This is a genomic window from Pseudoalteromonas sp. XI10 (assembly GCF_001469895.1).
Lineage (GTDB): Bacteria > Pseudomonadota > Gammaproteobacteria > Enterobacterales > Alteromonadaceae > Pseudoalteromonas.
Genome location: NZ_LOPY01000060.1, coordinates 140,545 through 163,789 on the forward strand (window position 1 = coordinate 140,545; position 23,245 = coordinate 163,789).

Genomic DNA, 23,245 nt, shown 5'->3' on the forward strand with positions numbered 1-23,245 from the left:
CTCAAGTATATGGGGATATGTAAGGGAAAGTTCAACATATTTATAAAAAAAGGAGCCTTTGGCTCCTTTTTCGTGTTCAACTGCTTAACTTTTAAACTATTACAGCTTTATTCTGATGCAGCTTTATCTTGGTTACCGCTTTGGTAAATCAAAATTGGGTCTGATTCACCTTTAATAACGGTTTCATCAATAACCACTTTGCTAACATCATCCATTGAAGGTAATTCATACATAGTATCAAGTAATACGCCTTCAACGATTGAACGTAAGCCACGAGCACCTGTTTTACGCTCCATTGCTTTATGAGCAATTGCGCTAAGTGCATCTTCTCGGAACTCAAGCTCAACATCTTCCATCGCAAATAATGCAGAGAACTGTTTGGTTAATGCATTTTTTGGTTCGCTTAAGATTTGAATAAGCGCCGCTTCATCTAGCTCTGTAAGTGTCGCAACAACCGGAAGACGACCAATAAACTCAGGAATTAAACCGTATTTCACTAAATCTTCTGGTTCAACATCTTTGAATGTTTCACTTATGCTACGGCTACCTGATGATTGCTTAACTTCAGCACCAAAACCAATACCGGTATTTTTATGGCTGCGTTGTTCAATCACTTTATCTAGGCCAGCAAACGCACCGCCACAGATAAATAGTATCTTAGAAGTATCAACTTGCAAGAACTCTTGCTGTGGATGTTTACGGCCGCCTTGTGGTGGCACAGATGCAACCGTACCTTCAATTAGCTTAAGTAAGGCTTGTTGTACACCTTCGCCCGATACGTCACGGGTGATCGATGGATTGTCAGACTTACGAGAAATCTTGTCGATTTCATCAATGTAAACAATACCACGTTGTGCTTTCTCTACGTCGTAATCACATTTTTGCAGTAGCTTTTGAATGATGTTTTCAACGTCTTCACCTACATAACCTGCTTCAGTTAGTGTCGTTGCATCGGCCATCGTGAATGGTACATCAAGTAAACGAGCCATTGTTTCAGCGAGTAATGTTTTACCACTACCTGTAGGACCAATTAATAGAATATTACTCTTACCAAGCTCAATATCTGCATTGATTGTTTGATTGCGTAAACGTTTATAGTGATTGTATACCGCAACCGACAGCACTTTTTTCGCGTGGTCTTGGCCAATCACGTAATCATCTAAGTGATCACGAATTTCTTTCGGCACAGGCAGTTTATCAGACGCATTATGCTTCGGCGCAATGTCTTTGATTTCTTCCCTGATAATATCGTTACACAGCTCTACACATTCATCACAAATATATACTGAAGGACCAGCAATTAGTTTGCGAACTTCGTGCTGGCTTTTGCCGCAGAAAGAGCAGTATAACAATTTATTACTTTTGTCGCCGTCTGTAGGAGTGTCAGACATTCAGCTACCTCATTTATTACGTTGGCAGTAGCACTGGGCTACTGCTAATTCACTATGTTTAACTATATCAAAGAATATCAGTTTTCGCATAGTAAAGGGTGATAGCTAACAATACGTTATTATTAGCTATTCAGATTACTTCGAATCGCGGCTTGAAAATACTGAGTCAACTAGGCCGTATTCAACTGCTTCGCTAGCAGTCATAAAGTTATCACGGTCTGTATCACGAGAAACCACATCGAGTGGCTGGCCAGTATGTTCAGCCATTAAACGGTTTAACTTATCTTTAATTGATAAAATTTCACGGGCATGGATCTCAAAGTCAGATGCCTGACCTTGGAAGCCACCTAATGGTTGGTGGATCATTACACGTGAGTTAGGTAAACAAAAACGCTTACCTTTAGCGCCACCTGATAGCAAAAATGCACCCATGCTTGCCGCTTGGCCAACACAAATTGTGCTTACATCAGGCTTGATAAAATTCATTGTATCGTAAATTGCCATACCCGCAGTTACAGAACCGCCTGGCGAATTAATATAAAGATAAATATCTTTTTCTGGGTTTTCTGATTCTAAAAACAGCATTTGCGCAAGAATCAAATTAGCCATGTTATCTTCTACTTGGCCAGTTAAGAAAATAATGCGCTCTTTTAAAAGACGTGAGTAAATATCATATGAGCGCTCACCTTTAGCTGTTTGTTCAACAACCATTGGGACTAGTGCGTTTAGAGGGTCTATCATACCGCTATTCATTCTTATTTAATTCCTTATCCGCTGCGACTCATCCTTACTATAAGGAAAGCACATTTATACTAATGTAAATTAAGCTGTCTATTCAATCTTTATAACTATATAGGAACTTATCAGAACAAATTCAATCCTAGTCGAAAAAAGTTCTGAAATAACATCAGTATTGTTGGTTTTTTTGAAACTGATACCACAAACTAAAATGGCCCGAGTACGCTGTATAAATACAGGGTAACACGAGCCATTTAATCGCTAGCGAGAGCTTAAGTCAATGACTTATTAAGCACCTTGCTGTGGATTCATGATGTCGTCGAATGCTTTTTCAACGTCAGTCACGTTTGCTTTAGCTAGGATAGTTTCAACTGCTTGCTCTTCCATCGCTACATTGCGCATTTGCTGCATAAGCTGATCGTTTGATTTGTAGTACTCTACTACTTCAGTTGGATCTTCGTATGCAGAAGCTACCGTTGCGATTAACTCTTCAACTTTAGCGTCGTCAACTTTAAGCTCGTTCGCTTTAATTACTTCACCTAGTAATAGGCCAGTCTTAACGCGAGTTACAGCTTGCTCGTGGAATAATTCAGCCGGAAGCTCAGGCATGTTTTTAGCGTCTCCACCGAAACGTTGTGCAGCTTGCTGACGTAGTGCATCAATTTCTTGATCTACTAGCGCTTTTGGCACTTCGATTTCGTTGTTAGCTAAAAGACCTTTGATAGCTTGATCTTTAACGTTAGCTTTAACTGCTTGGTCAAGCTCACGTGTCATGTTCTTTTTAACTTCTTCTTTAAGAGCGTCAACACCGCCTTCAGCTACACCGAATTTAGTTGCGAACTCGTCGTTAAGCTCAGGAAGCTCTTGAGTTTCAACTTTCTTAACAGTGATTGCGAAAGTAGCTGCTTTACCTTTAAGGTTTTCAGCGTGGTACTCTTCAGGGAAAGTTACTTCAGCAACAACTTCTTCGCCCGCTTTTTTGCCAACGATGTTGTCTTCGAAACCTGGGATCATACGACCTTGACCAAGTTCTAGTGGGAAGTCTTCAGCTTTACCGCCTTCGAACTCTTCGCCTTCGATAGAACCAACGAAGTCGATAGTTACACGGTCGTTTTCGCCTGCAGCTGCGTCAACTTCAGCCCAAGAAGCGTGTTGCTTACGTAGAGTTTCTAGCATGTTAGCTAGATCTTCGTCAGTTACAGATACAGCTGGTTTTTCAACAGCGATTTTATCTAAACCTTGAATTTCAACTTCTGGGTAAACTTCGAAAGTTGCATCGAATTCTAAATCTTTACCAGCTTCTAACGCTTTAGGAGCGAAAGTAGGTGAACCAGCTGGGTTAATTTTTTCAGAAACGATTGCTTCGATGTAGTTGCGTTGCATTAATTCGCCAGCAACTTCTTGACGTACTGCAGCACCGTAACGCTTGTTGATGATAGACGCTGGTACTTTACCAGGACGGAAACCATCGATACGCTGGGTTTTAGACAGTTGTTGTAAGCGTTTTTTTACTTCAGTCTCAACGTTCTCTGCAGGAACGGTGATGGTCAGACGGCGCTCAAGGCCTTGAGTCGTCTCAACAGAAACTTGCATGATTTACCTCAATCTTCAATTTTGGCGACTGTTCGCCTTCCTTACAAACAAGGTGATCTCCATGAGTGATAGCAAGTTTTAACGCTGAATATTTCAACTTAAAACGGCGCATTGTAACCATGAGATACCATTGCTGCTTTGCCCCTATGGGCACTATGTTAAACAATAGACGCGGCATTATAACCTAATATTTATGATAGTCGAGTCTGGGGGGCAATTATTTGGCGTATATAGCAGCAATCAGCGTTTAAATGCGTAAAAAACGAACGGAACAAAATAACAAAGGAGAATTAAGCTGAATAAAGGATGTATTTAGATATTGAGAAGTGGTCGGCGATGCAGGATTTAAACCTGCGACTGAATTGGATATACCCAAACCAATCGTTCTTTGACCATAAATCTTTAAAAGTGGTCGGCGATGCAGGATTTGAACCTGCGACCCCTTGGACCCAAACCAAGTGCGCTACCAAACTGCGCTAATCGCCGATACTGAGAGAAGTTTTGAAAATAAAGACCACTTATTAAAAGTGGTCGGCGATGCAGGATTTGAACCTGCGACCCCTTGGACCCAAACCAAGTGCGCTACCAAACTGCGCTAATCGCCGATATCTTAGAGTAAATTGGGGTGACTGATGGGGCTCGAACCCACGACAACCGGAATCACAATCCGGGGCTCTACCAACTGAGCTACAATCACCACGGCATTTACATATTTTCAAATGGCGCACCCGGAAGGATTCGAACCTTCGACCAACGCCTTAGAAGGGCGTTGCTCTATCCAGCTGAGCTACGGGCGCATCGAAAACTTCATAAGTTTGCCTGTAAGCACCATTTACAAAGAGTAAAGTGGTCGGCGATGCAGGATTTGAACCTGCGACCCCTTGGACCCAAACCAAGTGCGCTACCAAACTGCGCTAATCGCCGATGCTTACCGTTGTTTGCGAGTGACCTCGTTAACAACGGGGTGCATAATAGTGATTTGACCGAGTCAGGTCAAACATTTTTTTAAGAAAATAATTCAATCGGTCACTTTTAGTTCATAATGGTTAAATATTGCAAATATAAGCTAAAATTTGAACTCTTTTTTATAAAGTAGCGCTTTATATAAGATTGCATCTTGGCGCTATGATGCTTTTCTGCGAAAATACGCAACATAAATAAATATGATCAAACAAACATGATTTGTGTATCCACGCCCCCTTTATTGGATAATCATATTTAGATGTATCAGTATCAAGTTAACTAACCCCAATTAAAGGTCACCCATGACGGCAAACATCATCGATGGTAAGGCAATAGCTAAACAAGTACGCAGCAATGTAGCAGAGCGAGTTGCAGAGCGTGTAGCGAATGGATTACGCGCTCCAGGACTAGCAGTAGTGTTAGTTGGTCAAGATCCAGCTAGCCAAGTGTATGTTGGTTCTAAACGTAAAGCATGTGAAGAAGTCGGCTTTGTATCTAAGTCTTACGATTTACCTGGCGACACAACTGAGCAAGATTTACTTGCATTAATAGATCAACTAAACGAAGACAAAGAAGTAGACGGTATTCTAGTACAGTTACCTTTACCTCAGGGTCTTGATGCTGAAAAAATTCTTGAACGCATCACACCACATAAAGATGTTGATGGTTTCCACCCTTATAACATTGGTCGTTTAGCTCAGCGTATGCCGGCACTTCGTCCTTGTACGCCGAAGGGCATCATCACCCTACTCGACTCTACCGGTGTTCGCTACAAAGGTATGCACGCAGTCGTTGTTGGTGCGTCAAACATTGTTGGTCGTCCTATGTCACTTGAGCTTTTACTTGCAGGCTGTACAACAACGGTTTGTCATAAGTTTACTCAAGATTTAGAAACTCATGTTCGCCGCGCTGATTTATTAGTTGTTGCGGTTGGTAAACCTGAATTCATTCCGGGTGATTGGGTTAAAGAAGGTGCTATCGTAATTGATGTAGGCATTAACCGCCTTGAATCTGGCAAGCTTGTTGGTGATGTTGAATACGATATCGCTGAACAAAAAGCACATTTCATTACACCAGTACCAGGTGGTGTTGGCCCAATGACTGTGGCAAGCTTAATCGAAAACACCCTTGAAGCGTGTGAAAAGTACCACAGCTAACAAAAATTTATGTTCGTAAAAAAAGGCTGCCAATGGGCAGCCTTTTTTTGGTTTTAAGTTTTTTGAAGTTTGAACTGCTTAAGTTTTAGCATCTGGGGGAGCACTGAAAACACAATCATCATAAACATCAATAGGTATTGCCAGTCTTGATATTGTTCGTTTATGAGTAAAACAGCGCATACGATTCCCGCGATTGGATTGGCTATGGTGCCGAATGAGAACTCAGCCACAGTCATACGCCCTAATAACCAAACATACAGAATATAAGCGATGGCGGTATTGGGCACGATTAACCAAAATAGCGCAGAATATTGCAGCGCTGAGATAGGCTCAAATACCACTTGATATTGCTCTGGGTGAAGTAAACTGCCATCAATAAACGCAGCCAATAATAAAATAGTGCCGCCAATGATTAACTGCCAGGTAAGCACAACCCACCAATGAATATGCACCGACAAACTCTGTACCAAGGTGCTACCAATCACAATAGTCAGTAAGGCCCCAAATAAAGCAGCCACTCCCAATACATTTAATGTCACGTGTGCTGGGTCAAACAACAACCACGCCAATACCACCAGCGCCATAGCACAGAATGCTTGAATTTTTGCAGGGCGCTGCCCTTTAGTAAGCCAAGCATATAACAAAGCCACAACCGGCACAGACACCATCCCTACCCCTGCTATAGCTGCTGGAAGGTTTACCGCCATGATAAAAATAAAGGCAAAAAACAGCGCGATATTCACAGCACCTAGCGTTAACAAACTTGGCCACTGCGAACGGGTTGGCAAACTAGGTTTAAGCAATAAAAGTAATAGCCCTGCAGGTAATGCACGTAATGCGCCTAATAAAAGTGGCGGCCAATCAGGTGTGGCATATTTGGTCACTGCATAGGTGGTGCCCCATAAAAAGGCGGGGATCATGGCAAGTAAAATATTCAATGTCTGTCCTTGTTAATACGAAGAGATGGCAAGGTAAAAGCTCAAGTACAGTTGAGGTCAATAGCTATATTGATTAAAAACAAAAAAGGTTGCCTCGTTGGCAACCTTTTTAATGAGTCATGATTCGATGGATACTTAGGCTTTACGCCATGTTGTTTTACCAGCTGAATCTTCAAGTACCACACCAAGCGCATTCAATGCATCGCGTGCTTCATCAGCTGCCGCCCAATCTTTGCTTGCGCGGGCTTCATTACGTTTAGCGATTAACGCTTCGATGTGAGCTACTTCGTCGTCAGCTTGGCCACCTTGTAAAAAGGTTTCTGGGTCTTGTTGTGCAACGCCTAGTACCTCTGCAACACTGCGTAGTACATAAGCTAGCTTACCTGCTTGCTCTGTATCGCTGTCTTTAACACGGTTTAGCTCTTTTGCTAATTCAAATAATACTGGTAGTGCTTCAGGGGTGTTGAAGTCATCATCCATCGCTTTTCTGAATTTAGCCACATATTCATTGCTAGCTAAATCGCATTCGATTGGCGTTACGCCGCGCAGTGCAGTATAAATACGTTCAAGTGACGAACGCGCTTGCTCAAGGTTTTCTTGCGAATAGTTAAGCTGGCTACGGTAATGACCTGAAATTAAGAAGTAACGAACTGATTCAGCATCATACTCTTTTAATACGTCACGTACGGTAAAGAAGTTGTTTAAAGACTTAGACATCTTCTCTTTATTAACCTGAACCATACCTGTGTGGATCCACGTATTAACGTACTTGCCGTTATTTGCACAGCATGACTGAGCAATTTCGTTTTCATGGTGCGGGAACTGTAAATCTGAACCACCACCGTGAATATCAAAATGTTCTCCTAAGTGCTTAGAGCTCATTGCCGAACATTCAATATGCCAACCAGGACGACCCTCACCCCATGGTGAAGACCATGACGGCTCTTCTGGCTTGGCTTTTTTCCAAAGTACGAAATCAAGTGGATCTTGCTTATCTTGTGCAACTTCAACACGAGAACCAGCTTGTAGCATGGTTAGGTCTTGTTGTGATAAAGCACCGTACTGCTCAAAGGTTGATACATCAAACAATACATCATCGTCTGCAGCAACATACGCATGGCCTTTGGCAATTAAACGCTCTACCATAGCGATTATTTCATCCATGTGGTTGGTTACTGTTGGCTCAACATCCGGACGCAGCATATTTAAGCTGTCGAAATCTTCATGCATTGCTTTGGTCATACGAGTCGTTAAATCATTAATTGACTCACCATTTTCGTTAGCACGTTTAATGATTTTGTCGTCTACATCTGTGATGTTACGAACGTATTTTAAATCGTAACCGATGTGGCGTAGGTAACGCACAATCACGTCAAAACCAACGAAAGTACGAGCATGGCCAATGTGACAGTAATCATAAATGGTGATACCACACACGTACATGTCGATTTTGCCATCAACAAGGGGTTTAAACTGCTCTTTTTGTCGCGTAAGTGTGTTGTAAATTTGTACCATTTATAAAATGTCCTTAACGGTGTTTCGAGATTCTCTATGGTAACACTTGCAAAGCCACTGCTCTAGCGCTTTATCAATTGAATAAGCACTTTGTTAATCGTTTTAAACAAGCTCTTTGTTAATCAAAGACAACTACTATAAAATAGCCCCATTATTAAACCTGATATAGGAAACCTCATGGTTGTACTACACACAAACTTTGGTGACATCACTATCAAGATGCACGAAAGCGATGCACCAAACACAGTTAAAAACTTCTTAGAGTATGCTAATGCTGGCTTTTACAACGGTACTATCTTCCACCGTGTAATTGATGGTTTTATGGTACAAGGCGGTGGTTTTGAGCCGGGTATGGTTCAAAAAGAAGTAAACAACCCTATCGAAAACGAAGCAAATAATGGCCTTGCAAATAAAGTGGGCACATTAGCAATGGCACGTACGCCGGATCCACATTCAGCGACTGCGCAGTTCTTCATTAACGTTAACGACAATGACTTCTTAAACTTCAGCAGTGAAACATCACAAGGCTGGGGCTACTGCGTGTTCGCAGAAGTTGTTGAAGGTATGGACGTGGTAAACAAAATCAAAGGTGTTGCTACTGGCAGCGCTGGCTTCCACCAAGACGTACCTCTTGAAGATGTAATCATCGAAAAAGTAACGGTTAGCTAATTTAATCGTTTAGTCTTTTTAAGCGGGCCTTTGCCCGCTTTTTTGCGAGTAACCATGAAACAAAGTTATTTTATTGCCGATCTCCATTTAACAGAAAACCGCCCAGACATCACTGCGGCATTTTTTGATTTTCTTGATAACAAGATTATTAATGATGACGTTGATGCACTGTATATTTTGGGTGACTTTTTTGAAGTATGGGTAGGTGATGACTATCAAACTGACCTTTCAAAGAGTGTTGCCGCACGTTTAAGCCAAGTCAGTGAAAGTGGTACTGAGGTGTTTTTTATTCATGGCAATCGCGATTTCATTATGCGAGAAGACTATGCAAAAAGCGCAAGTATGACTTTACTACCTGAACAAGTTGTTATTGATTTATACGGTACTCCAACTGTTATCTTGCACGGTGATGAAATGTGCACTCAAGATATTGAATATCAAAAGTTTCGCAAAAAAAGCCGTGGTTGGTGGTGGCCAAAATTAATGCTTGCTATGCCGCTTTGGTATCGTAAGAAAATTGCCCGCAACGCCCGCGAAAAATCAAAACAAAGCCAAGCAGGCAAAGCGTTAGAGATTTTAGATGTGACTGAAGATGCGGTACTAGCCATGTTTGAAAAGCATCAGGTTACTAATATGATCCACGGTCATACCCACCGCCCTAATGTGCATCACTACAATCAGGCAGGTAAAACGCTAACCCGCACTGTACTGGGTGACTGGTATGAGCAAGGTTCATACTTAAGAGCTACTCCAGAGCAGCAAAAACTAGTCCACACACCCTTTAAATAGCCAATATTTTAACTATGCTTTAACCAGTATTGTCAAAAAAAGTATTCTTTATGACGAGTCGGTTAAGCCTTTTATGTTGTTGTTTACTAATTAGCTTTTCAATCAATTGCCAAACTTGGCAATTGGTCACAGAGCCGTTTCCTCCTTATTTTATTGATAAGCCAAACAAGCCGGGCTGGCTGCACGAAGTAATCGTCGCAGCACTGAAAACACAAAAACATCAAGCCACCATTGAATACACCCACTGGGGACGTGCTCTAAAGCTTGCCAAACGCCATAAACGTGTTGCAGTGCTAGGTGCTTTTTATACAAAGCAAAGAGCGAGAGATTTTCTATATTCAGCCTCATTAGCAACCGCGCATACCGTGTTATTCAAGCGTGTTGATAGCAAGATAACTTATACTGGCTCTTTGTATTCATTAAAGCCATATACAATCAGTAAAGGTGAAGACTATGTGGTAAGTGAGCAATTTGAGCACCACCCAAACCTTAGCGTAACAACCACAAGTAGCTTGATTGAGAGCTTGTTGCTATTAAAGCATGGTCGTGTTGATTTAGTTGCAGGCACAAAAGAGGTTGCCTTGTATTGGCTCAATAATAGCGAACGCTTACAGCGAGCAAAGCAAACAGAGCTAGAAATCGTTCCCCCTTACCTTGCTACACAACACTTACATGTGATTGCTGATAAAAATCACCCTCAGGCTGAGCTTTTTCAGCAAAGTTTATCTTTAGGTCTTAAAGCAATTACGGCGTCAGGCAAGCTTTTAGAGATACTGAAGCATTATGAACTGAATGAAAAAGAAATTAGCCATATTACACAGCTATACGAAAAAACCTATGCTAACTAATTTTGTTCTTTTTCAAGCGTGGCAAGGTAATCTTAAACTGCGTTGCGATGCCTTCAGGTAGGTCTTCCTTTGCAACTAGCTGGATCTTTCCGTTAAGAACACTCGTAACCCATTCATGCACAAGGTACAAACCTAACCCTGTATGACCATGGTTTCTCGATGTAGTAACAAAGGGGTCAAATAGATTACTGCGTAAAGAGTCATCAATCCCACAACCATTATCAGAAACGCTAATACAAAGGTCACCTTGTTGATTTAAATGTGCATGTAATTGAATTTGTTTGTTATCAAGCTCATCAAAGGCGTGAGAAATTGCATTAACGATTAAACTCTCGATAACCTGAGAAATAATCCCTGGGCGACTAATAATGTCTTTTTTGACATCGATTTTAGTGTCTATAGTTACTTTTGAGGCTTTAAAGCGGGATTTTAAACCAAGTAGTAGATCATCGATGACTTTTTCGACATTAAAGCTAATATATTGATCGTTTGACCGATCATGGGCCATTTCTTTAAAGCTTTTCACATGATCAATAGCCTTTTCTAAGTTTACTTGAGATAGCCTTAAGTTATCAGCAACTTTTACTACGCTTGATTCTAAAAACTGCTTAGTAAAGCCCTCATCTATTTTATCTTTGAGTTGTTGATTAATTAATTGTGCATTCGATAGTGAAATAGCAGCACCGCCCAATGGTGTATTCATTTCGTGGGCAACACCTGCCACCATTAAACCCAGTGATGACAACCTTTGTGCTTCAATAAGCTCACCTTGTAGTTGATGCTGCTGTTTTATGTAACGTTGTAATTTAGTATTGGCCGCTAAGAGCTCTTGCTGCTCGTGCTCTAAGTGCGCTCTGGCTTTAATAATCTTACATTGGTCTCGGTAACTGCGCTGCAAATATAGGCCAGAAATTGATATCAGGCTGACAGCGCAAGCTAAAGCGATAATAAAAGATCGTAAAATAAGTGCTTTTTGCACTGAACCATCTGCCTTTACCAGTACAATAATATCGTTTGTACCATTTGCGCTATTATTACCTAAGGTCATTTTTAAAAAGCTAGTTGCATGACTATGCGATGCAATAAGATCCTGAGATTTCGGCAGTTGAGTGATGACTTGCCATAATGAGCTATCTTCGTTACCGAGTGTCAGCATCGGTTGCTCCAGCATAAACCCCCACTCTTTATCTTTCTTTGGGTGTAACAACCAATAACCTGCGCCATTAATTAATTGTATTTGTGCTTGTAAGCTGCTGAGTGACTTTATCTGCTGTAAGGTTTTCGACAGGTCAAAATTGACAACCACTAGCCCATCTAGAATGAAGTTATCACTTGTGGTTCGATAAGATGCTCTTAATGTCGGCTCATAGGGTGTAACAACTGAGCCGCGCTCTACATTTAAATCTATTGGGGAGATATAAACTTCACCCTTCCTGTGCTCCATACCCTCGGTAAAATAATAACGGCTAATTTTATTTTGTAACTGTTGCGTTGGTACTAGTTCTGCTTCTCCTGCTTTAAAGTTAACCCGATACTTTTCCTGGCCTTCACTATCTAGCCAACGTATTTGAGAAATGTTTTCAGCAGCTAAACCAAAGTTCACAAAATGGGTTTGTATTTGTTGCTCAAGTAATGCGTTTTCTTCACTTTGCTTTAATATGTCATCGGCCACCAGCAATTTTACCACTTTACGTACATCACCAAGCTCTCTGCTTAAGGTGTTGTGAGCGGCAAGTAAGGTGTTATCTTGCAAAAGCGTGACACTACTTTTTTGTATTTGATATTGAATCACATAAACCATTAAGCTTAATAATAAGCTAACAGCAGCCATGACCATAAATTTAAAAAGTAGACTTTTTTCAGTGACTTATATTGGCTTGTTACTGCTATCATAATAGTTATCTAGGCCTGTCCTTTAGCCACTGCAATGCATCATCATAAAACATGGGTTTTGCGTAATAGTAGCCCTGCCCTATACTACACCCAGCTTCAATTAGCCAGTTGTGCTCGGCTTCTGTTTCAATGCCCTCAGCCGTTACCTCAAAGCCAAATTTTTCTGCCAGCAACATAATCATTTCGATAATGTGTTGGTTAGATTTTGACTCTTGAATATCGGTTACAAAGCAGCGATCTATTTTTATTATCTGCGCAGGTATTTCACTAATATGGGCAAGTGACGAATAGCCAGTACCAAAGTCATCAATACTAATTTTCATGTCTAAACCCGCAAAGCGATTTAAACATGCGTTGATTTTTTCATAATCAAAAATCGCTTGGGTCTCTGTTACTTCAAGCTCAAGTAACGAAGGTGGAATGCCATACTCTTCAAGACGAGCTGCAATCTCAACAAAGTAATCATCGGCTAACAAATCAAACGTAGATGCATTAAACGCAATTGGCAGGCTAAAGCCCTGCTCTGAAAATTGCTTAGTTATTTGCATTATTTTAACGAAAATAAGCTTATCTAACTCACTGATAAGCCCCGCAGTTTCGGCAAGTTCAATAAACTCATCGGGCCTAACAAATGATCCATCGTCTCTTTGCCATCGCGCCAGTGCTTCAAAACCAATCACTTCATTTGTGGTTAAATTAATCTTGGGTTGCAGGGCTACTTGGAGCTCTTTGTTACGTATTGCTGTGCGCAACTCCTGCATTAGCTCATAGCGCCGTGTAATAGCTTTGGTATTATCTAATGTATAATAGAGCAGCTCAGCTCTTTGTGTGTTCTCTTCGTTGAGGGTGGATTCAGCAAGGTTAAAGATATGCTCAGCACTATGTTCTTCAAAAGCGATTAGCTGCATGATTAAAATACGCACATCTAAAAACTGTTTCACCCCATCAATTTCAAAAGATTGACGTTTTAAAGAGTCAACAATGCTTTCATCTTCAAATGCGTTGCTTGACACTAAAACGCCTAAACAATCACTTTTAAATACAGCAATTCTAGGGTGATACGGCGCTAAGGCTTGCAAAATATTCTCGCGCAGTTTGAGGTGTGTTTTTTTACAAAATTCATGACCAAACCGAAAAGACTTTTCGTCAAACTGGAGTATTTCAAATACCACTAACTGAGTTTCAGCTTGTTCGTATTTGTTCATATTATCGATTTCGCGCTGTAACCAGTTTCTGTTAGGTATATTTAGCGTTATATCGGTATATGCAAGCTCCGTCAGGCGGTTCATCAGCGCAATATTCGAAAAGCCAGTACTGACATTTTCACTAAACACTTTTAGTAAAAATACATTATGCTCGTCGATGGGAACATCTGATTTAACAATCGTGATGTAATAGCTAATATCAACGTCTGCGGTATCAAAATAAAAAACACTGTAATGCTCAGAAAACACATGCTCTTTTTTATCTCTGGCTAAGATATAAGATTGCTGTGCTTCTTCAGAGAGCACATCTTTGCTGAGCTCTTTACCATCAAGCCCTCTATAGCAGCCGATACTAGTTATAACTTTGGGGTGTTTATCAAAGTGCTTTTCATTACCAACACATAATACACCGCCTCCCTTAGATAAATGCAAAATTTTACCTATTTCATCTAGCACCGCATGAGAAAACGCACGTATATCGTGTTTACTATTAATGCTTCTTGCCGCATCGAGTACAAGCTGCAGTCCTTGTTTAGCATTTGAGATTTGCGAAATGTATTGATACGTACGAAGATGGCTACTAACAATAGATTTAAGCTTATCTACCGTCATGTCTGACTTATTCCAGTATTCGTCAATATCAAGCGATTGCATTACTTGTGGTTCAGGGGCAAAGCTTGGCTGTCCTGTTAATAGCACTATGCGTATATCGTTATTGCCTAAAACGTGACGAATGGTATTTACAAGCCTAAGGCCAGAATCATCCTCTTCCATCACCACATCAAGAAATACAATAGCGATGTCTTTGTGACGCGATAACACAGACGATGCCTCTGACACTGAATTTGCCGTTAGTAGCTCCAGTGACTCATTGCTATCAAGAGATATGGCATTAAAACTATTTAATAATGCTTGTTGGTAGTCTAAGTCGTCTTCAACCGTTAATATTTTCCATGTTTTTTGAGTATGCGATTGTTCAGAAGCATCCTCTTTAAACTCGAAAGGCACATTAGAATCACGCATGAATTCTCCTTTTAACAACTTATGATTCTATTTTACGAATGTTAATAGCAATCTAGGTCAAAGGTAGTGCAAAATTTTAAAAGGTACAAATTATCTACTAAAACAATAAACAAATAAGTATTAGAAAAATAATGAGAATTAGTTAATTTGAATAGGTTCAAACCTTAACGATTAACAAGGCTGGGGTTGATGAGATTAAGCAGAAGAGCGCCAACAAACAGGCGCTCTGATTTAATATATTATGCAGGCACACCGCTGTGAAATTTAAAGTCTTCATCTGGGGTTGAAATAAGCTCAGCTTCAAGCTGACCAAAAAATTCAACACGCTCAGTAATATCAAACTCACTGATTTCTTGCGCAAGAGTTAAATAATCTTGGTAATGACGCGCTTCAGAGCGCAGTAGTGAAATATAAAAATCACCTAAGCGTTTATCAACATGTGGGGCTAATTTAGCAAAACGCTCACACGATCGGGCTTCGATGTAAGCACCGATAATTAACTTATCTACCAAGGCATCTGGCTCGTAAGTTTTTACGTGGCGCAGCATACCCTTTGCATAACGGCATGGTGTAATGCTTTTATATTCAATACCGTACTCATCCATGATCTCAAGAACTTGATAAAAGTGATGTAGTTCTTCTTTGATGAGCATCACCATTTTATCAATGAGATCTTGCCCATAAGGTGAATTCGATTTTGGGATCATTGATTTAGTCAGCTTGTTTTTATCTGCAAGCTCACGCCAATCCCCTTCTCGCTTATAAATAAGTGTTTCAAATGGTTTTAACCACTCAAGCAACGCATCACTGCTTTCTTTATCAACCGCGTACTTACGAATTAAAAACATAGCAGACTGAGCTGCTTTTAATTCACAGATAAGATGGTCGATTAAAACCACATCTAAGTTTTCTTTTTTGGTTGCCGCAGCAATCCACTCATCGGGTGTTTCGCACTTTAAAAAAGAATGAATGGGCGCTAATAAATCAGAATAAGGCACTGAATAACTTCTCATCAAAAATCTTAAATCGATTTTATCACATAAATTAGCCCGCATTCCATGACCCACATCAGTGCAAAGTAATTTTCTATATGCACTAAAGAGTTACATTTAATCGACTATGTCGATTATTTCAGCTTCTTGACAAGACTTAATTACTGAACCATAACTTAATCAAAGCTGTACAAAAATAAAACAGCTCATATTCCTTTTTTACAGGGGCAATAATTATGATTCTAAACCACTTATGGGGCTTATACGCTCACCCACTCGAAGAATGGCAGACAATTGATAACCGTCACGAAAGCTTGCGCTATAGCTTATCGCACATTTTACTCATTGCCTGTATTCCTTCAATAATGGGCTACTATTCATCAGTTTATTTGGGCTGGAGTATTGGTGCAGGTGAGGCTGTATATTTAACCCATGATAGTGCATTACTTATCGCGGTTGCGATGTACTTTGCACTAATTGCGGGCGTTTTTGCACTGGCATACTTAGCTCATTGGATGGCAGTGACCTTTGGTGCAAAACCCACCTTTACACAAACCCTAGAGCTTGCAGCTTATACAGCAACGCCAGTATTTATGTCTTCATTTGCGGCATTCTTACCAGAGCTTTGGTTTGTGGTGTGTGTAGGCCTTGTAGCGTTGGCCTACTCTGTTTACTTACTCTACACAGGGGTGCCAATTTTAATGCACATTCCTGAAGAGCGAGGTTTTATCTATGCCAGTTCAGTAGTCACCTGTGGGCTGATCTTACTGGTAATTATTTTAGCTGCCACAGCTATTTTATGGACTAACGGAATTGTCCACCCTATGTTTACTTAAGTTCATTGTTATTTTCCTTTCTTTCCATAAACAAAAAAGGAGCTGTAAAGCTCCTTTTTTATACCAATCAAATCAAGGCTGATTAATCAGCGCTGTTTTCTTCTTGGTTATGTAACTCTAAACTTGCTGACATCGCATTTTCACGAGTTGATTTCGCTGAATCATTACGTAAACGGTCAATGTGGTTTAGGTAATCTTGATCGATATCACCAGTGATGTATTGACCATCAAATACTGATGTTTCAAAACGGGTGATTTCTGGGTTTTCTTGGCTTACTGCTGAGATTAAGTCATCTAGCGATTGATAGATAAGACCATCTGCACCAATGCTTGCGTTGATATCTTCAACTTCACGGCCATGAGCAATTAGCTCAGCTGCCGATGGCATATCAATACCATAAACGTTCGGGAAGCGAATCTCTGGTGCTGCTGATGCGAAGTAAACGTTCTTAGCACCTGACTCACGAGCCATCTCAACGATTTGCGCTGACGTTGTACCACGAACAATTGAGTCATCAACAAGTAATACGTTTTTACCTTTGAACTCACGGTCAATGGCATTCAGTTTTTGACGAACTGACTTCTTACGCATTTCTTGACCTGGCATGATAAACGTACGGCCAATGTAGCGGTTTTTAACAAAACCTTGGCGGTATGGCAGGTTAAGAGCTGATGCAATCTCAAGTGCTACGTCACATGATGTTTCTGGGATTGGAATAACCACGTCGATGTCTTTGTCAGCCCATTCACGCGCGATTTTCTCACCTAACTTAGTACCCATGTTTACACGTGTTGCATAAACAGACATACGGTCAATTGTTGAATCTGGGCGCGCAAAATAAACGAACTCAAAGATACACGGCGAGTAAGTTGCTTTTTCAGCACACGCTTGCGAGAAAAGTTGACCATCTTCAGTTACGTAAATTGCTTCACCTGGTGCAACGTCACGTACAAACTCAAAGCCATCTGTTTTTAAAGCAACGCTTTCTGATGCAAACATGTACTCAGTACCGTTTGCAGTTTCACGCTTACCAAATACTAGAGGGCGGATACCGTTCGGATCACGAAACGCAACAATACCGTGACCAATGATCATTGCAATCGTTGCATAACCACCGGTTACTTTATTATTCACTTCAGTTACCGCAGTGAAGATATCTTCAGCATCAAGTTTTAGCTTGTTCGATTTACTTAATTCATGCGCCATGATGTTAAGTAAAATTTCAGAGTCAGATGTTGTATTAACATGACGGCGAGCTTCTGAAAATAATTGCTGCTTTAATGCTTCTGCGTTTGTTAAGTTACCATTGTGCGCAAGTGCGATACCAAATGGCGAGTTAACATAGAAAGGTTGCGCTTCAGACGAGCTAGAAGAACCAGCTGTCGGGTAGCGAACATGGCCAATACCAATTGTACCTTGCAGACGTTTCATATGACGGGTATGAAATACATCTTTTACAAGGCCATTGGCTTTACGTAAGCTAAACGTGTTGTTTTCAATGGTAATGATGCCAGCTGCATCTTGACCGCGGTGTTGCAAAACAGTTAAGCCGTCATATAACGCCTGATTAACAGGAGAAGTTCCGACTATGCCAACGATACCACACATTAAATTTATCCTCGCCGATTAACGGTTTACAGAATTTAAAAAGCTCGAGTTGTTTTCGAGGTACGAGAAGAACCACTCAACAACAAAGCCAAATTCTGGAATCAAAATAGAGTTGCCCCACCAATGCGTATTAGGTGCACCGGTAAAAGCATCAAGAAAGAAGAGTAACGCGCTTACGACCAACACGCCACGAAGAGCACCAAACACTATGCCGAAAACACGGTCTGTGCCAGATAAACCAGTACGTTGTACAAGTTCACCTAAAATATAGTTTAGTAACCCACCCAACAGGAGTGTCGCAAAGAATAATATGGCTATTGCGGCTGCATTTCTTAAAAGGGGTTCTGAAATACTTGTTAGGAAGGATGCTAAATATTGGTAAAACAAACTAGAGATGATAAATGCGCCAGCCCATACAGCTAATGACATTGCTTCTTTTACAAAGCCACGTATTAAGCCGATGATAGTGGATAGTGCAATAATGCCAAGTATGGCGTAATCAACCCAGATCATAAGAACCAACTAGTCGTTAATTTGGGGCGCATTCTATACCCAAACCACCTGTGGATGCAAGAATTCAGCATGAGATAAAACGCATTTAGGCAAGGCATTGATTGTAGGGAATGGTGTCCCCTTGTCAAAATCAATAACGCAGAATAAATGCGTTTTAGCCATGCCCTTCGGGCGCTTCACAGGGCTTCCACTACTGTGTTGTGGCAATTTGAAAGGTACCTACATTCCTGCATCGCCCCGCCTTGTATTGAAAACCCTGTGACAGCGCTGAATCATGGATCTACAGGTGGTTTGGGTATTTGGAAAATGCCAGATCATTTTGTAATTTCAAACTGAGTAACTTTGCCGTTTAACTTGGTTAACTGCTTTAACTCAGGAAGCTTACTTTCTAACTCTTTCTTGCTAAGTGAAGGACCTACAAAGACTTTTGTCAGTGTGCCGTTCGGGGTTTTGATTGGGCGAGTGAAGGTTTTGAAACCATTCGCTTTTAATTTTTCTTGTAGTGATTTCACATTAGGTGCGTGAGAAAAACTGCCCAGTTGAATAACATAAGCCATTTGTGTGAGGTTCTCTTCTGGCTTACGGGTTGGCTCAGGCGTTTTAGCAGCTGGCTTAGCAGGCTCTTGCACTGCAACTTTCGGCTCAGCTTTGTTAATTACCGGCTCATCAGTTGAAGCTTCAACCATTTGCGGTGCAGTATCAATTTGCTGGGTTTCATTTGCGACAAGATCAGCATCGTTTGCTTGCGTATCTTCAACCGGGATTTGCGAAGGTTGCTCGGCAGAGGCGACTTTATTATCAATCACCTCTTGCAAGTCTATCGTAGTGAACTCAGGGCGTTCAGGAATAGCTTTAAAGCCTTCTTTATAATGAACCTTCTCACCATCCAAAATGTTTGGAATGAAGACAATAGCCGCCACAACCACAATCGTGGTGCCTACTAAGCGATTAATAAACCCTGCGTTCACCGATTTCCTCTCTATTTTTTAAAGTAATTGATGGCTGCAGCCACAGTTATAAACGAACCGAACACAATCACTAACGTGTTTTCATCAACATTTGGTAATAACGTATCTAGCGCAGTTTCAACACTCTCATAGTGCGTACTAGGCGCTGTTGATGTGGTTTCGGCTAGTGCTTTAGCAAGATTCTCAACTTTGTCGCCACGAAAACAATCTAAGCTTGCTAACGACCACTGGTCAACAACATTTGCCACGGCCGACATTGCAGCCACTTTATCTTTATCTGCAAGCATAGCGACTAATGCATGAATTTTAAACCCTTGATCTTTATACACGCTTAATTTGCGTGCCAAATATCGAGCTGACTCAGGATTATGTGCAACATCGGTAAAAACAAGCGGCTGCTGACTTAACTGCTGAAAGCGCCCTTCTACAATTAGATTCGCCAAGCAATCACGCACTTGTTGCTCACTTGGCAATAGCTCAAGTTTTGCAAGTAGGGTCAACGCGGTTGCTGCATTTTGACAAGGGATAGCGGGCTTAGCTAAGCGCCAATCGTTACCTTGGTACTGCCAGTTAAAGCCTTCATTATCTTCTGTGAATATGAAGTCACGGCCTGATAGAACCATATCAGCGTTAATTTCATTACCATAATCAGTCACTGTATGCGGAATCGCTAAATCGCCAACAATAGCCGGTGTATTGGTACGGAAAATACCGGCTTTATCGTAACCAACAAGTTCACGAGTATCGCCTAGGTATTCTTTATGGTCTAAATCTATGGTGGTGATCACACAAGCATGCGGGTTCACGATATTAGTCGCATCATAACGGCCACCCAGCCCCACTTCTAGCAGCACATAATCAACGGCGTGACGTTTAAAAATAGCAAGTGCGCCTAGGGTACCATACTCAAAATACGTGAGCTGCGTGTCACCACGGCCTTTTTCAAGCATATCGAAAGCATCAACATGGAATTGATCGTCAAGCTCTTGGCCATTAATACGTACGCGCTCGTTATAACGAATAAGGTGCGGCGAAGCATAAGTACCGACACTGTAACCCTGTGCAAGTAATAAGCTTTCAAGGCAACGGGCTGTGGTCCCTTTACCATTAGTACCTGCAATTAGGATTATTTTGCTTGATGTATCGAGTAAGCCGACTTGGTTTGCCACGCGTTCTACGCGCTCTAAACCCATTTCGATATTAGCAGGATGGACACTTTCTAAATAACAAAGCCAATCATCAAGGCTTGATGATTGGCTAGGAAGGATTTCTGTCATAGCGTTTAATCAGTTAAGCTGAAATTTACGCTACTCTATGCTCTTGTTCAGTAGAAGGCAAGTTCATAAATTTCGCTAAGATACGTGCAAGGGTGTCACGCATTTCACGACGGTCTACAATCATGTCGATTGCACCATGCTCTAGCAAGAATTCACTGCGTTGGAAACCTTCAGGAAGCGTTTCACGAACTGTTTGCTCAATTACGCGAGGACCCGCAAAACCGATAAGCGCTTTAGGTTCAGCAACGTTTACATCACCAAGCATTGCCAGTGATGCAGATACACCACCCATTGTTGGATCAGTTAATACTGAAATAAACGGTAAGCCTTTTTCGCTCATTTTTGCAAGTGCAGCACTTGTTTTAGCCATTTGCATTAATGACATAAGAGCTTCTTGCATACGTGCGCCGCCTGATGCAGAGAAACAAATAAGTGGCATGTCGTGCTCTAAACATTGATCTACAGCTTCTACAAAACGAGCACCTACTACTGACGCCATTGAACCACCCATAAACGAGAACTCAAAAGCAACAGCAGCAACAGGAATGCCTTTTAGGCGGCCTTTCATTGCTACAAGTGCGTCTTTCTCGCCACTTACTTTTTGTGCTTGGGTAATACGGTCAGAGTATTTTTTAGAATCTTTAAACTTTAATACGTCTTTTGGTTCGTGCTCTGCACCAATTTCTTGGCGATCAGCATCATCTAAAAAGTTTTCAAGACGTTTACGGCCACTTAAACGCATGTGGTGATCACACTTAGGACACACGTTGAGTGCTTTTTCTAATTCTGCTTTATATAAAATTGAATCACAGTCTGTACACTTAGCCCAAACCCCTTCAGGGATTTCTTTACGACCTGACGATTTAGTCGTTTTAGGTAAGATTTTTTCTAACCAACTCATTTGCAACTCTCTTAATGCTGTTCTGTGTCGCAGTCTGTTTAATTGGAAACACTCGCTTGTGTTTCTGATAACAAATAAACAGACAGATTTTTTCAATTAAAACATGAATTACCCGCAGACGATATAAAAAACTGGTCTTAGTAGTCGTGGACTTAAGACTAACTGTCTGAATCAGGTAAAAACAAAGGCCCTAAAGGTGTTTTAGGAATGCCAAAATGTTCTGGGTAATCCACATCAACTAAGTAAAGGCCAGCGGCTTTTGCTGTTGCACTTGCCTTAGCGCGCTCTTTTAAATCAAGTAATTCTTTTAACCACGCAGGTTCATGCTTATGAAGACCAATGTCCATCAAACACCCGGTGATGTTTCGTACCATGTGATGTAAAAACGCATTAGCTTTAATATCAATGATCACATAATCACCTTGGCGTTTTACCGATAAATGGTGAATAGTACGATTTGCTGTATTTGCTTGGCAGTGTAGTGCTCTGAACGAAGTAAAGTCATGCTCACCTATTAAATACTGACAGGCTTCTTGCATTTTAGTTTCGTCTAATGGGTGATGAAAATGGGTCACCCCTTCACTCATGATAGCGCCGCGATAGGTGTAATTATAAATCACATAGCGATAGCGACGTGCTGTGGCACTAAAACGAGCATGAAAGTCTTCGCTTACAGGCTTGGCAAAGCGAATAGCAATATCTTTTGGCAGTAAGGTATTCATACCCATCGTAAACGCGACCATTTCACGCTCAGCGTGAGTATCAAAATGGATCACCTGCCCAGTGCCATGTACACCCGCATCGGTGCGACCTGCACAAACAATTTCGACTGGATGATTACAAATACGCGACAACGCCGTTTCTACTTCTTGTTGTACGCTATTGACGTGTGATTGACGTTGCCAACCACTGTAACGCGCGCCGTTGTACTCTACTCCAAGTGCTACTCGCATAATGCTCTATTTACCTACTGTACTAAATGACGGGGCATTTTATGCGATCTACGAGCGCAATAAAAGCCACTGTAGTAGATCACATTGTTCTGGTTACTCAGATATCACACCAATTCGCTTAACTATAGTTGCGAGCTAGTATTAATCTTCTTCGATGTTATCGAGGCCCTTGGTGCCATCTTTAGCACGAAGCTTGTGGTGGATGGCTGATTTGATCAGCATATAGCCGCTAATAGGTGCGGTGATCAGTAAGAAAATTGAAATCAAAATTTCTTTCACACTGATGCCATCGTGGGTGTAGCTAAAATACACCATGGCAGCAATTAACAATGATGCCATGCCAAGCGTTGTTGCTTTAGTTGGACCGTGCAGGCGCATAAAGAAGTCAGGCATTTTCACAAGTCCGATTGAACCTATAAGAATAAAGCAACCACCAATTAATAATAAGATTGATACAATCCATTCACTCATCAT

20 protein-coding genes and 5 tRNA genes are annotated in these 23,245 nt (G+C 41.1%); 5 read left to right on the top strand and 20 right to left on the bottom strand.

Annotation, left to right across the window (positions count from 1 at the left end):
• Nucleotides 1–107: 107 nt before the first annotated feature.
• The 8 genes from clpX to AUR67_RS18190 form a co-directional block, all read right to left on the bottom strand.
• Complete coding sequence (gene clpX / locus AUR67_RS18150; protein ID WP_058586303.1) at nucleotides 108–1,391, bottom strand: ATP-dependent protease ATP-binding subunit ClpX; 1,284 nt, start codon at nucleotides 1,389–1,391, stop codon at nucleotides 108–110.
• A 135-nt stretch (nucleotides 1,392–1,526) separates the two neighbouring features.
• Nucleotides 1,527–2,144, bottom strand: coding sequence for an ATP-dependent Clp endopeptidase proteolytic subunit ClpP (gene clpP, locus AUR67_RS18155; protein ID WP_054562075.1), 618 nt, complete (start codon nucleotides 2,142–2,144; stop codon nucleotides 1,527–1,529).
• Nucleotides 2,145–2,417: 273 nt separating this feature from the next.
• Nucleotides 2,418–3,722, bottom strand: a complete 1,305-nt coding sequence (gene tig, locus AUR67_RS18160; protein WP_058586304.1) for a trigger factor — start codon at nucleotides 3,720–3,722, stop codon at nucleotides 2,418–2,420.
• 409 nt (nucleotides 3,723–4,131) lie between these two features.
• Nucleotides 4,132–4,208 (bottom strand) — tRNA-Pro (locus tag AUR67_RS18170).
• 42 nt (nucleotides 4,209–4,250) lie between these two features.
• Nucleotides 4,251–4,327: transfer RNA gene (locus AUR67_RS18175), tRNA-Pro, on the bottom strand.
• A 16-nt stretch (nucleotides 4,328–4,343) separates the two neighbouring features.
• Nucleotides 4,344–4,419: transfer RNA gene (locus AUR67_RS18180), tRNA-His, on the bottom strand.
• Between the two features lie 23 nt (nucleotides 4,420–4,442).
• Nucleotides 4,443–4,519, bottom strand: a tRNA-Arg gene (locus AUR67_RS18185).
• Nucleotides 4,520–4,569: 50 nt separating this feature from the next.
• Nucleotides 4,570–4,646 (bottom strand) — tRNA-Pro (locus AUR67_RS18190).
• A 341-nt stretch (nucleotides 4,647–4,987) separates the two neighbouring features.
• Between AUR67_RS18190 and folD the strand changes: the two genes are divergently transcribed.
• Nucleotides 4,988–5,842 (top strand): bifunctional methylenetetrahydrofolate dehydrogenase/methenyltetrahydrofolate cyclohydrolase FolD, encoded by an 855-nt coding sequence (folD, locus tag AUR67_RS18195; RefSeq protein ID WP_054553151.1) that lies wholly within the window; start codon nucleotides 4,988–4,990, stop codon nucleotides 5,840–5,842.
• A gap of 53 nt (nucleotides 5,843–5,895) precedes the next feature.
• On the opposite strand, the gene AUR67_RS18200 is transcribed toward folD, so the two are convergent.
• Both AUR67_RS18200 and cysS read right to left on the bottom strand, forming a co-directional pair.
• Complete coding sequence (locus AUR67_RS18200; protein ID WP_058586305.1) at nucleotides 5,896–6,780, bottom strand: DMT family transporter; 885 nt, start codon at nucleotides 6,778–6,780, stop codon at nucleotides 5,896–5,898.
• A 135-nt stretch (nucleotides 6,781–6,915) separates the two neighbouring features.
• On the bottom strand, nucleotides 6,916–8,295 hold the full coding sequence (cysS, locus tag AUR67_RS18205; protein WP_058586306.1) for a cysteine--tRNA ligase: 1,380 nt from the start codon (nucleotides 8,293–8,295) through the stop codon (nucleotides 6,916–6,918).
• Between the two features lie 177 nt (nucleotides 8,296–8,472).
• On the opposite strand from cysS, the gene AUR67_RS18210 reads away from it, so the two are divergent.
• The 3 genes from AUR67_RS18210 to AUR67_RS18220 are packed head-to-tail and all read left to right on the top strand — an operon-like array spanning nucleotide 8,473 to nucleotide 10,601.
• Entirely contained in the window at nucleotides 8,473–8,964 is a 492-nt protein-coding gene (locus AUR67_RS18210; RefSeq protein WP_054562080.1) for a peptidylprolyl isomerase, read from the top strand.
• Between the two features lie 54 nt (nucleotides 8,965–9,018).
• Nucleotides 9,019–9,753 carry a UDP-2,3-diacylglucosamine diphosphatase gene (locus AUR67_RS18215; protein ID WP_058586307.1) on the top strand — a complete coding sequence of 245 codons (735 nt, stop codon included), beginning with the start codon at nucleotides 9,019–9,021 and terminating at the stop codon, nucleotides 9,751–9,753.
• A gap of 50 nt (nucleotides 9,754–9,803) precedes the next feature.
• Nucleotides 9,804–10,601, top strand: coding sequence for a transporter substrate-binding domain-containing protein (locus AUR67_RS18220; RefSeq protein ID WP_058586308.1), 798 nt, complete (start codon nucleotides 9,804–9,806; stop codon nucleotides 10,599–10,601).
• On the opposite strand, the gene AUR67_RS18225 is transcribed toward AUR67_RS18220, so the two are convergent.
• The 3 genes from AUR67_RS18225 to miaE form a co-directional block, all read right to left on the bottom strand.
• Nucleotides 10,594–12,432, bottom strand: a complete 1,839-nt coding sequence (locus AUR67_RS18225; RefSeq protein WP_058586309.1) for a sensor histidine kinase — start codon at nucleotides 12,430–12,432, stop codon at nucleotides 10,594–10,596. The genes AUR67_RS18220 and AUR67_RS18225 overlap by 8 nt on opposite strands.
• Before the next feature lie 67 nt (nucleotides 12,433–12,499).
• The gene (locus tag AUR67_RS18230) at nucleotides 12,500–14,722 is read right to left on the bottom strand and encodes an EAL domain-containing protein (protein WP_058586310.1); all 2,223 of its coding nucleotides are present in this window, start codon (nucleotides 14,720–14,722) and stop codon (nucleotides 12,500–12,502) included.
• 239 nt (nucleotides 14,723–14,961) lie between these two features.
• Nucleotides 14,962–15,720: a tRNA isopentenyl-2-thiomethyl-A-37 hydroxylase MiaE gene (miaE, locus tag AUR67_RS18235; RefSeq protein ID WP_058586359.1), complete on the bottom strand. Its 759-nt coding sequence runs from the start codon at nucleotides 15,718–15,720 to the stop codon at nucleotides 14,962–14,964.
• A gap of 230 nt (nucleotides 15,721–15,950) precedes the next feature.
• Between miaE and AUR67_RS18240 the strand changes: the two genes are divergently transcribed.
• On the top strand, nucleotides 15,951–16,550 hold the full coding sequence (locus AUR67_RS18240; protein WP_058586311.1) for a Yip1 family protein: 600 nt from the start codon (nucleotides 15,951–15,953) through the stop codon (nucleotides 16,548–16,550).
• A gap of 82 nt (nucleotides 16,551–16,632) precedes the next feature.
• Here the strand turns inward: AUR67_RS18240 and purF are convergent, their stop codons facing one another.
• The 7 genes from purF to AUR67_RS18275 form a co-directional block, all read right to left on the bottom strand.
• Nucleotides 16,633–18,159: an amidophosphoribosyltransferase gene (gene purF / locus AUR67_RS18245; RefSeq protein WP_054562087.1), complete on the bottom strand. Its 1,527-nt coding sequence runs from the start codon at nucleotides 18,157–18,159 to the stop codon at nucleotides 16,633–16,635.
• Nucleotides 18,160–18,177: 18 nt separating this feature from the next.
• Entirely contained in the window at nucleotides 18,178–18,672 is a 495-nt protein-coding gene (locus tag AUR67_RS18250) for a CvpA family protein (RefSeq protein WP_036969851.1), read from the bottom strand.
• A 314-nt stretch (nucleotides 18,673–18,986) separates the two neighbouring features.
• Nucleotides 18,987–19,640: an SPOR domain-containing protein gene (locus AUR67_RS18255; protein ID WP_054562088.1), complete on the bottom strand. Its 654-nt coding sequence runs from the start codon at nucleotides 19,638–19,640 to the stop codon at nucleotides 18,987–18,989.
• Between the two features lie 11 nt (nucleotides 19,641–19,651).
• Nucleotides 19,652–20,917: a bifunctional tetrahydrofolate synthase/dihydrofolate synthase gene (gene folC, locus AUR67_RS18260; protein WP_058586312.1), complete on the bottom strand. Its 1,266-nt coding sequence runs from the start codon at nucleotides 20,915–20,917 to the stop codon at nucleotides 19,652–19,654.
• A 25-nt stretch (nucleotides 20,918–20,942) separates the two neighbouring features.
• Nucleotides 20,943–21,818, bottom strand: a complete 876-nt coding sequence (gene accD, locus AUR67_RS18265) for an acetyl-CoA carboxylase, carboxyltransferase subunit beta (RefSeq protein WP_058586313.1) — start codon at nucleotides 21,816–21,818, stop codon at nucleotides 20,943–20,945.
• A 158-nt stretch (nucleotides 21,819–21,976) separates the two neighbouring features.
• Entirely contained in the window at nucleotides 21,977–22,771 is a 795-nt protein-coding gene (truA, locus tag AUR67_RS18270; RefSeq protein WP_058586314.1) for a tRNA pseudouridine(38-40) synthase TruA, read from the bottom strand.
• A 141-nt stretch (nucleotides 22,772–22,912) separates the two neighbouring features.
• Nucleotides 22,913–23,245 carry a Na+/H+ antiporter subunit G gene (locus AUR67_RS18275; protein WP_054553163.1) on the bottom strand — a complete coding sequence of 111 codons (333 nt, stop codon included), beginning with the start codon at nucleotides 23,243–23,245 and terminating at the stop codon, nucleotides 22,913–22,915.

Bases quoted from the DNA above. Each gene is read 5' to 3' on its own strand.
- clpX (WP_058586303.1), bottom strand. From the start codon at position 1,391: ATGTCTGACACTCCTACAGACGGCGACAAAAGTAATAAATTGTTATAC.
- clpP (WP_054562075.1), bottom strand. From the start codon at position 2,144: ATGAATAGCGGTATGATAGACCCTCTAAACGCACTAGTCCCAATGGTT.
- tig (WP_058586304.1), bottom strand. From the start codon at position 3,722: ATGCAAGTTTCTGTTGAGACGACTCAAGGCCTTGAGCGCCGTCTGACC.
- folD (WP_054553151.1), top strand. From the start codon at position 4,988: ATGACGGCAAACATCATCGATGGTAAGGCAATAGCTAAACAAGTACGC.
- cysS (WP_058586306.1), bottom strand. From the start codon at position 8,295: ATGGTACAAATTTACAACACACTTACGCGACAAAAAGAGCAGTTTAAA.
- AUR67_RS18210 (WP_054562080.1), top strand. From the start codon at position 8,473: ATGGTTGTACTACACACAAACTTTGGTGACATCACTATCAAGATGCAC.
- AUR67_RS18215 (WP_058586307.1), top strand. From the start codon at position 9,019: ATGAAACAAAGTTATTTTATTGCCGATCTCCATTTAACAGAAAACCGC.
- AUR67_RS18220 (WP_058586308.1), top strand. From the start codon at position 9,804: ATGACGAGTCGGTTAAGCCTTTTATGTTGTTGTTTACTAATTAGCTTT.
- AUR67_RS18225 (WP_058586309.1), bottom strand. From the start codon at position 12,432: ATGGCTGCTGTTAGCTTATTATTAAGCTTAATGGTTTATGTGATTCAA.
- AUR67_RS18230 (WP_058586310.1), bottom strand. From the start codon at position 14,722: ATGCGTGATTCTAATGTGCCTTTCGAGTTTAAAGAGGATGCTTCTGAA.
- AUR67_RS18240 (WP_058586311.1), top strand. From the start codon at position 15,951: ATGATTCTAAACCACTTATGGGGCTTATACGCTCACCCACTCGAAGAA.
- purF (WP_054562087.1), bottom strand. From the start codon at position 18,159: ATGTGTGGTATCGTTGGCATAGTCGGAACTTCTCCTGTTAATCAGGCG.
- AUR67_RS18250 (WP_036969851.1), bottom strand. From the start codon at position 18,672: ATGATCTGGGTTGATTACGCCATACTTGGCATTATTGCACTATCCACT.
- folC (WP_058586312.1), bottom strand. From the start codon at position 20,917: ATGACAGAAATCCTTCCTAGCCAATCATCAAGCCTTGATGATTGGCTT.
- accD (WP_058586313.1), bottom strand. From the start codon at position 21,818: ATGAGTTGGTTAGAAAAAATCTTACCTAAAACGACTAAATCGTCAGGT.
- truA (WP_058586314.1), bottom strand. From the start codon at position 22,771: ATGCGAGTAGCACTTGGAGTAGAGTACAACGGCGCGCGTTACAGTGGT.
- AUR67_RS18275 (WP_054553163.1), bottom strand. From the start codon at position 23,245: ATGATGAGTGAATGGATTGTATCAATCTTATTATTAATTGGTGGTTGC.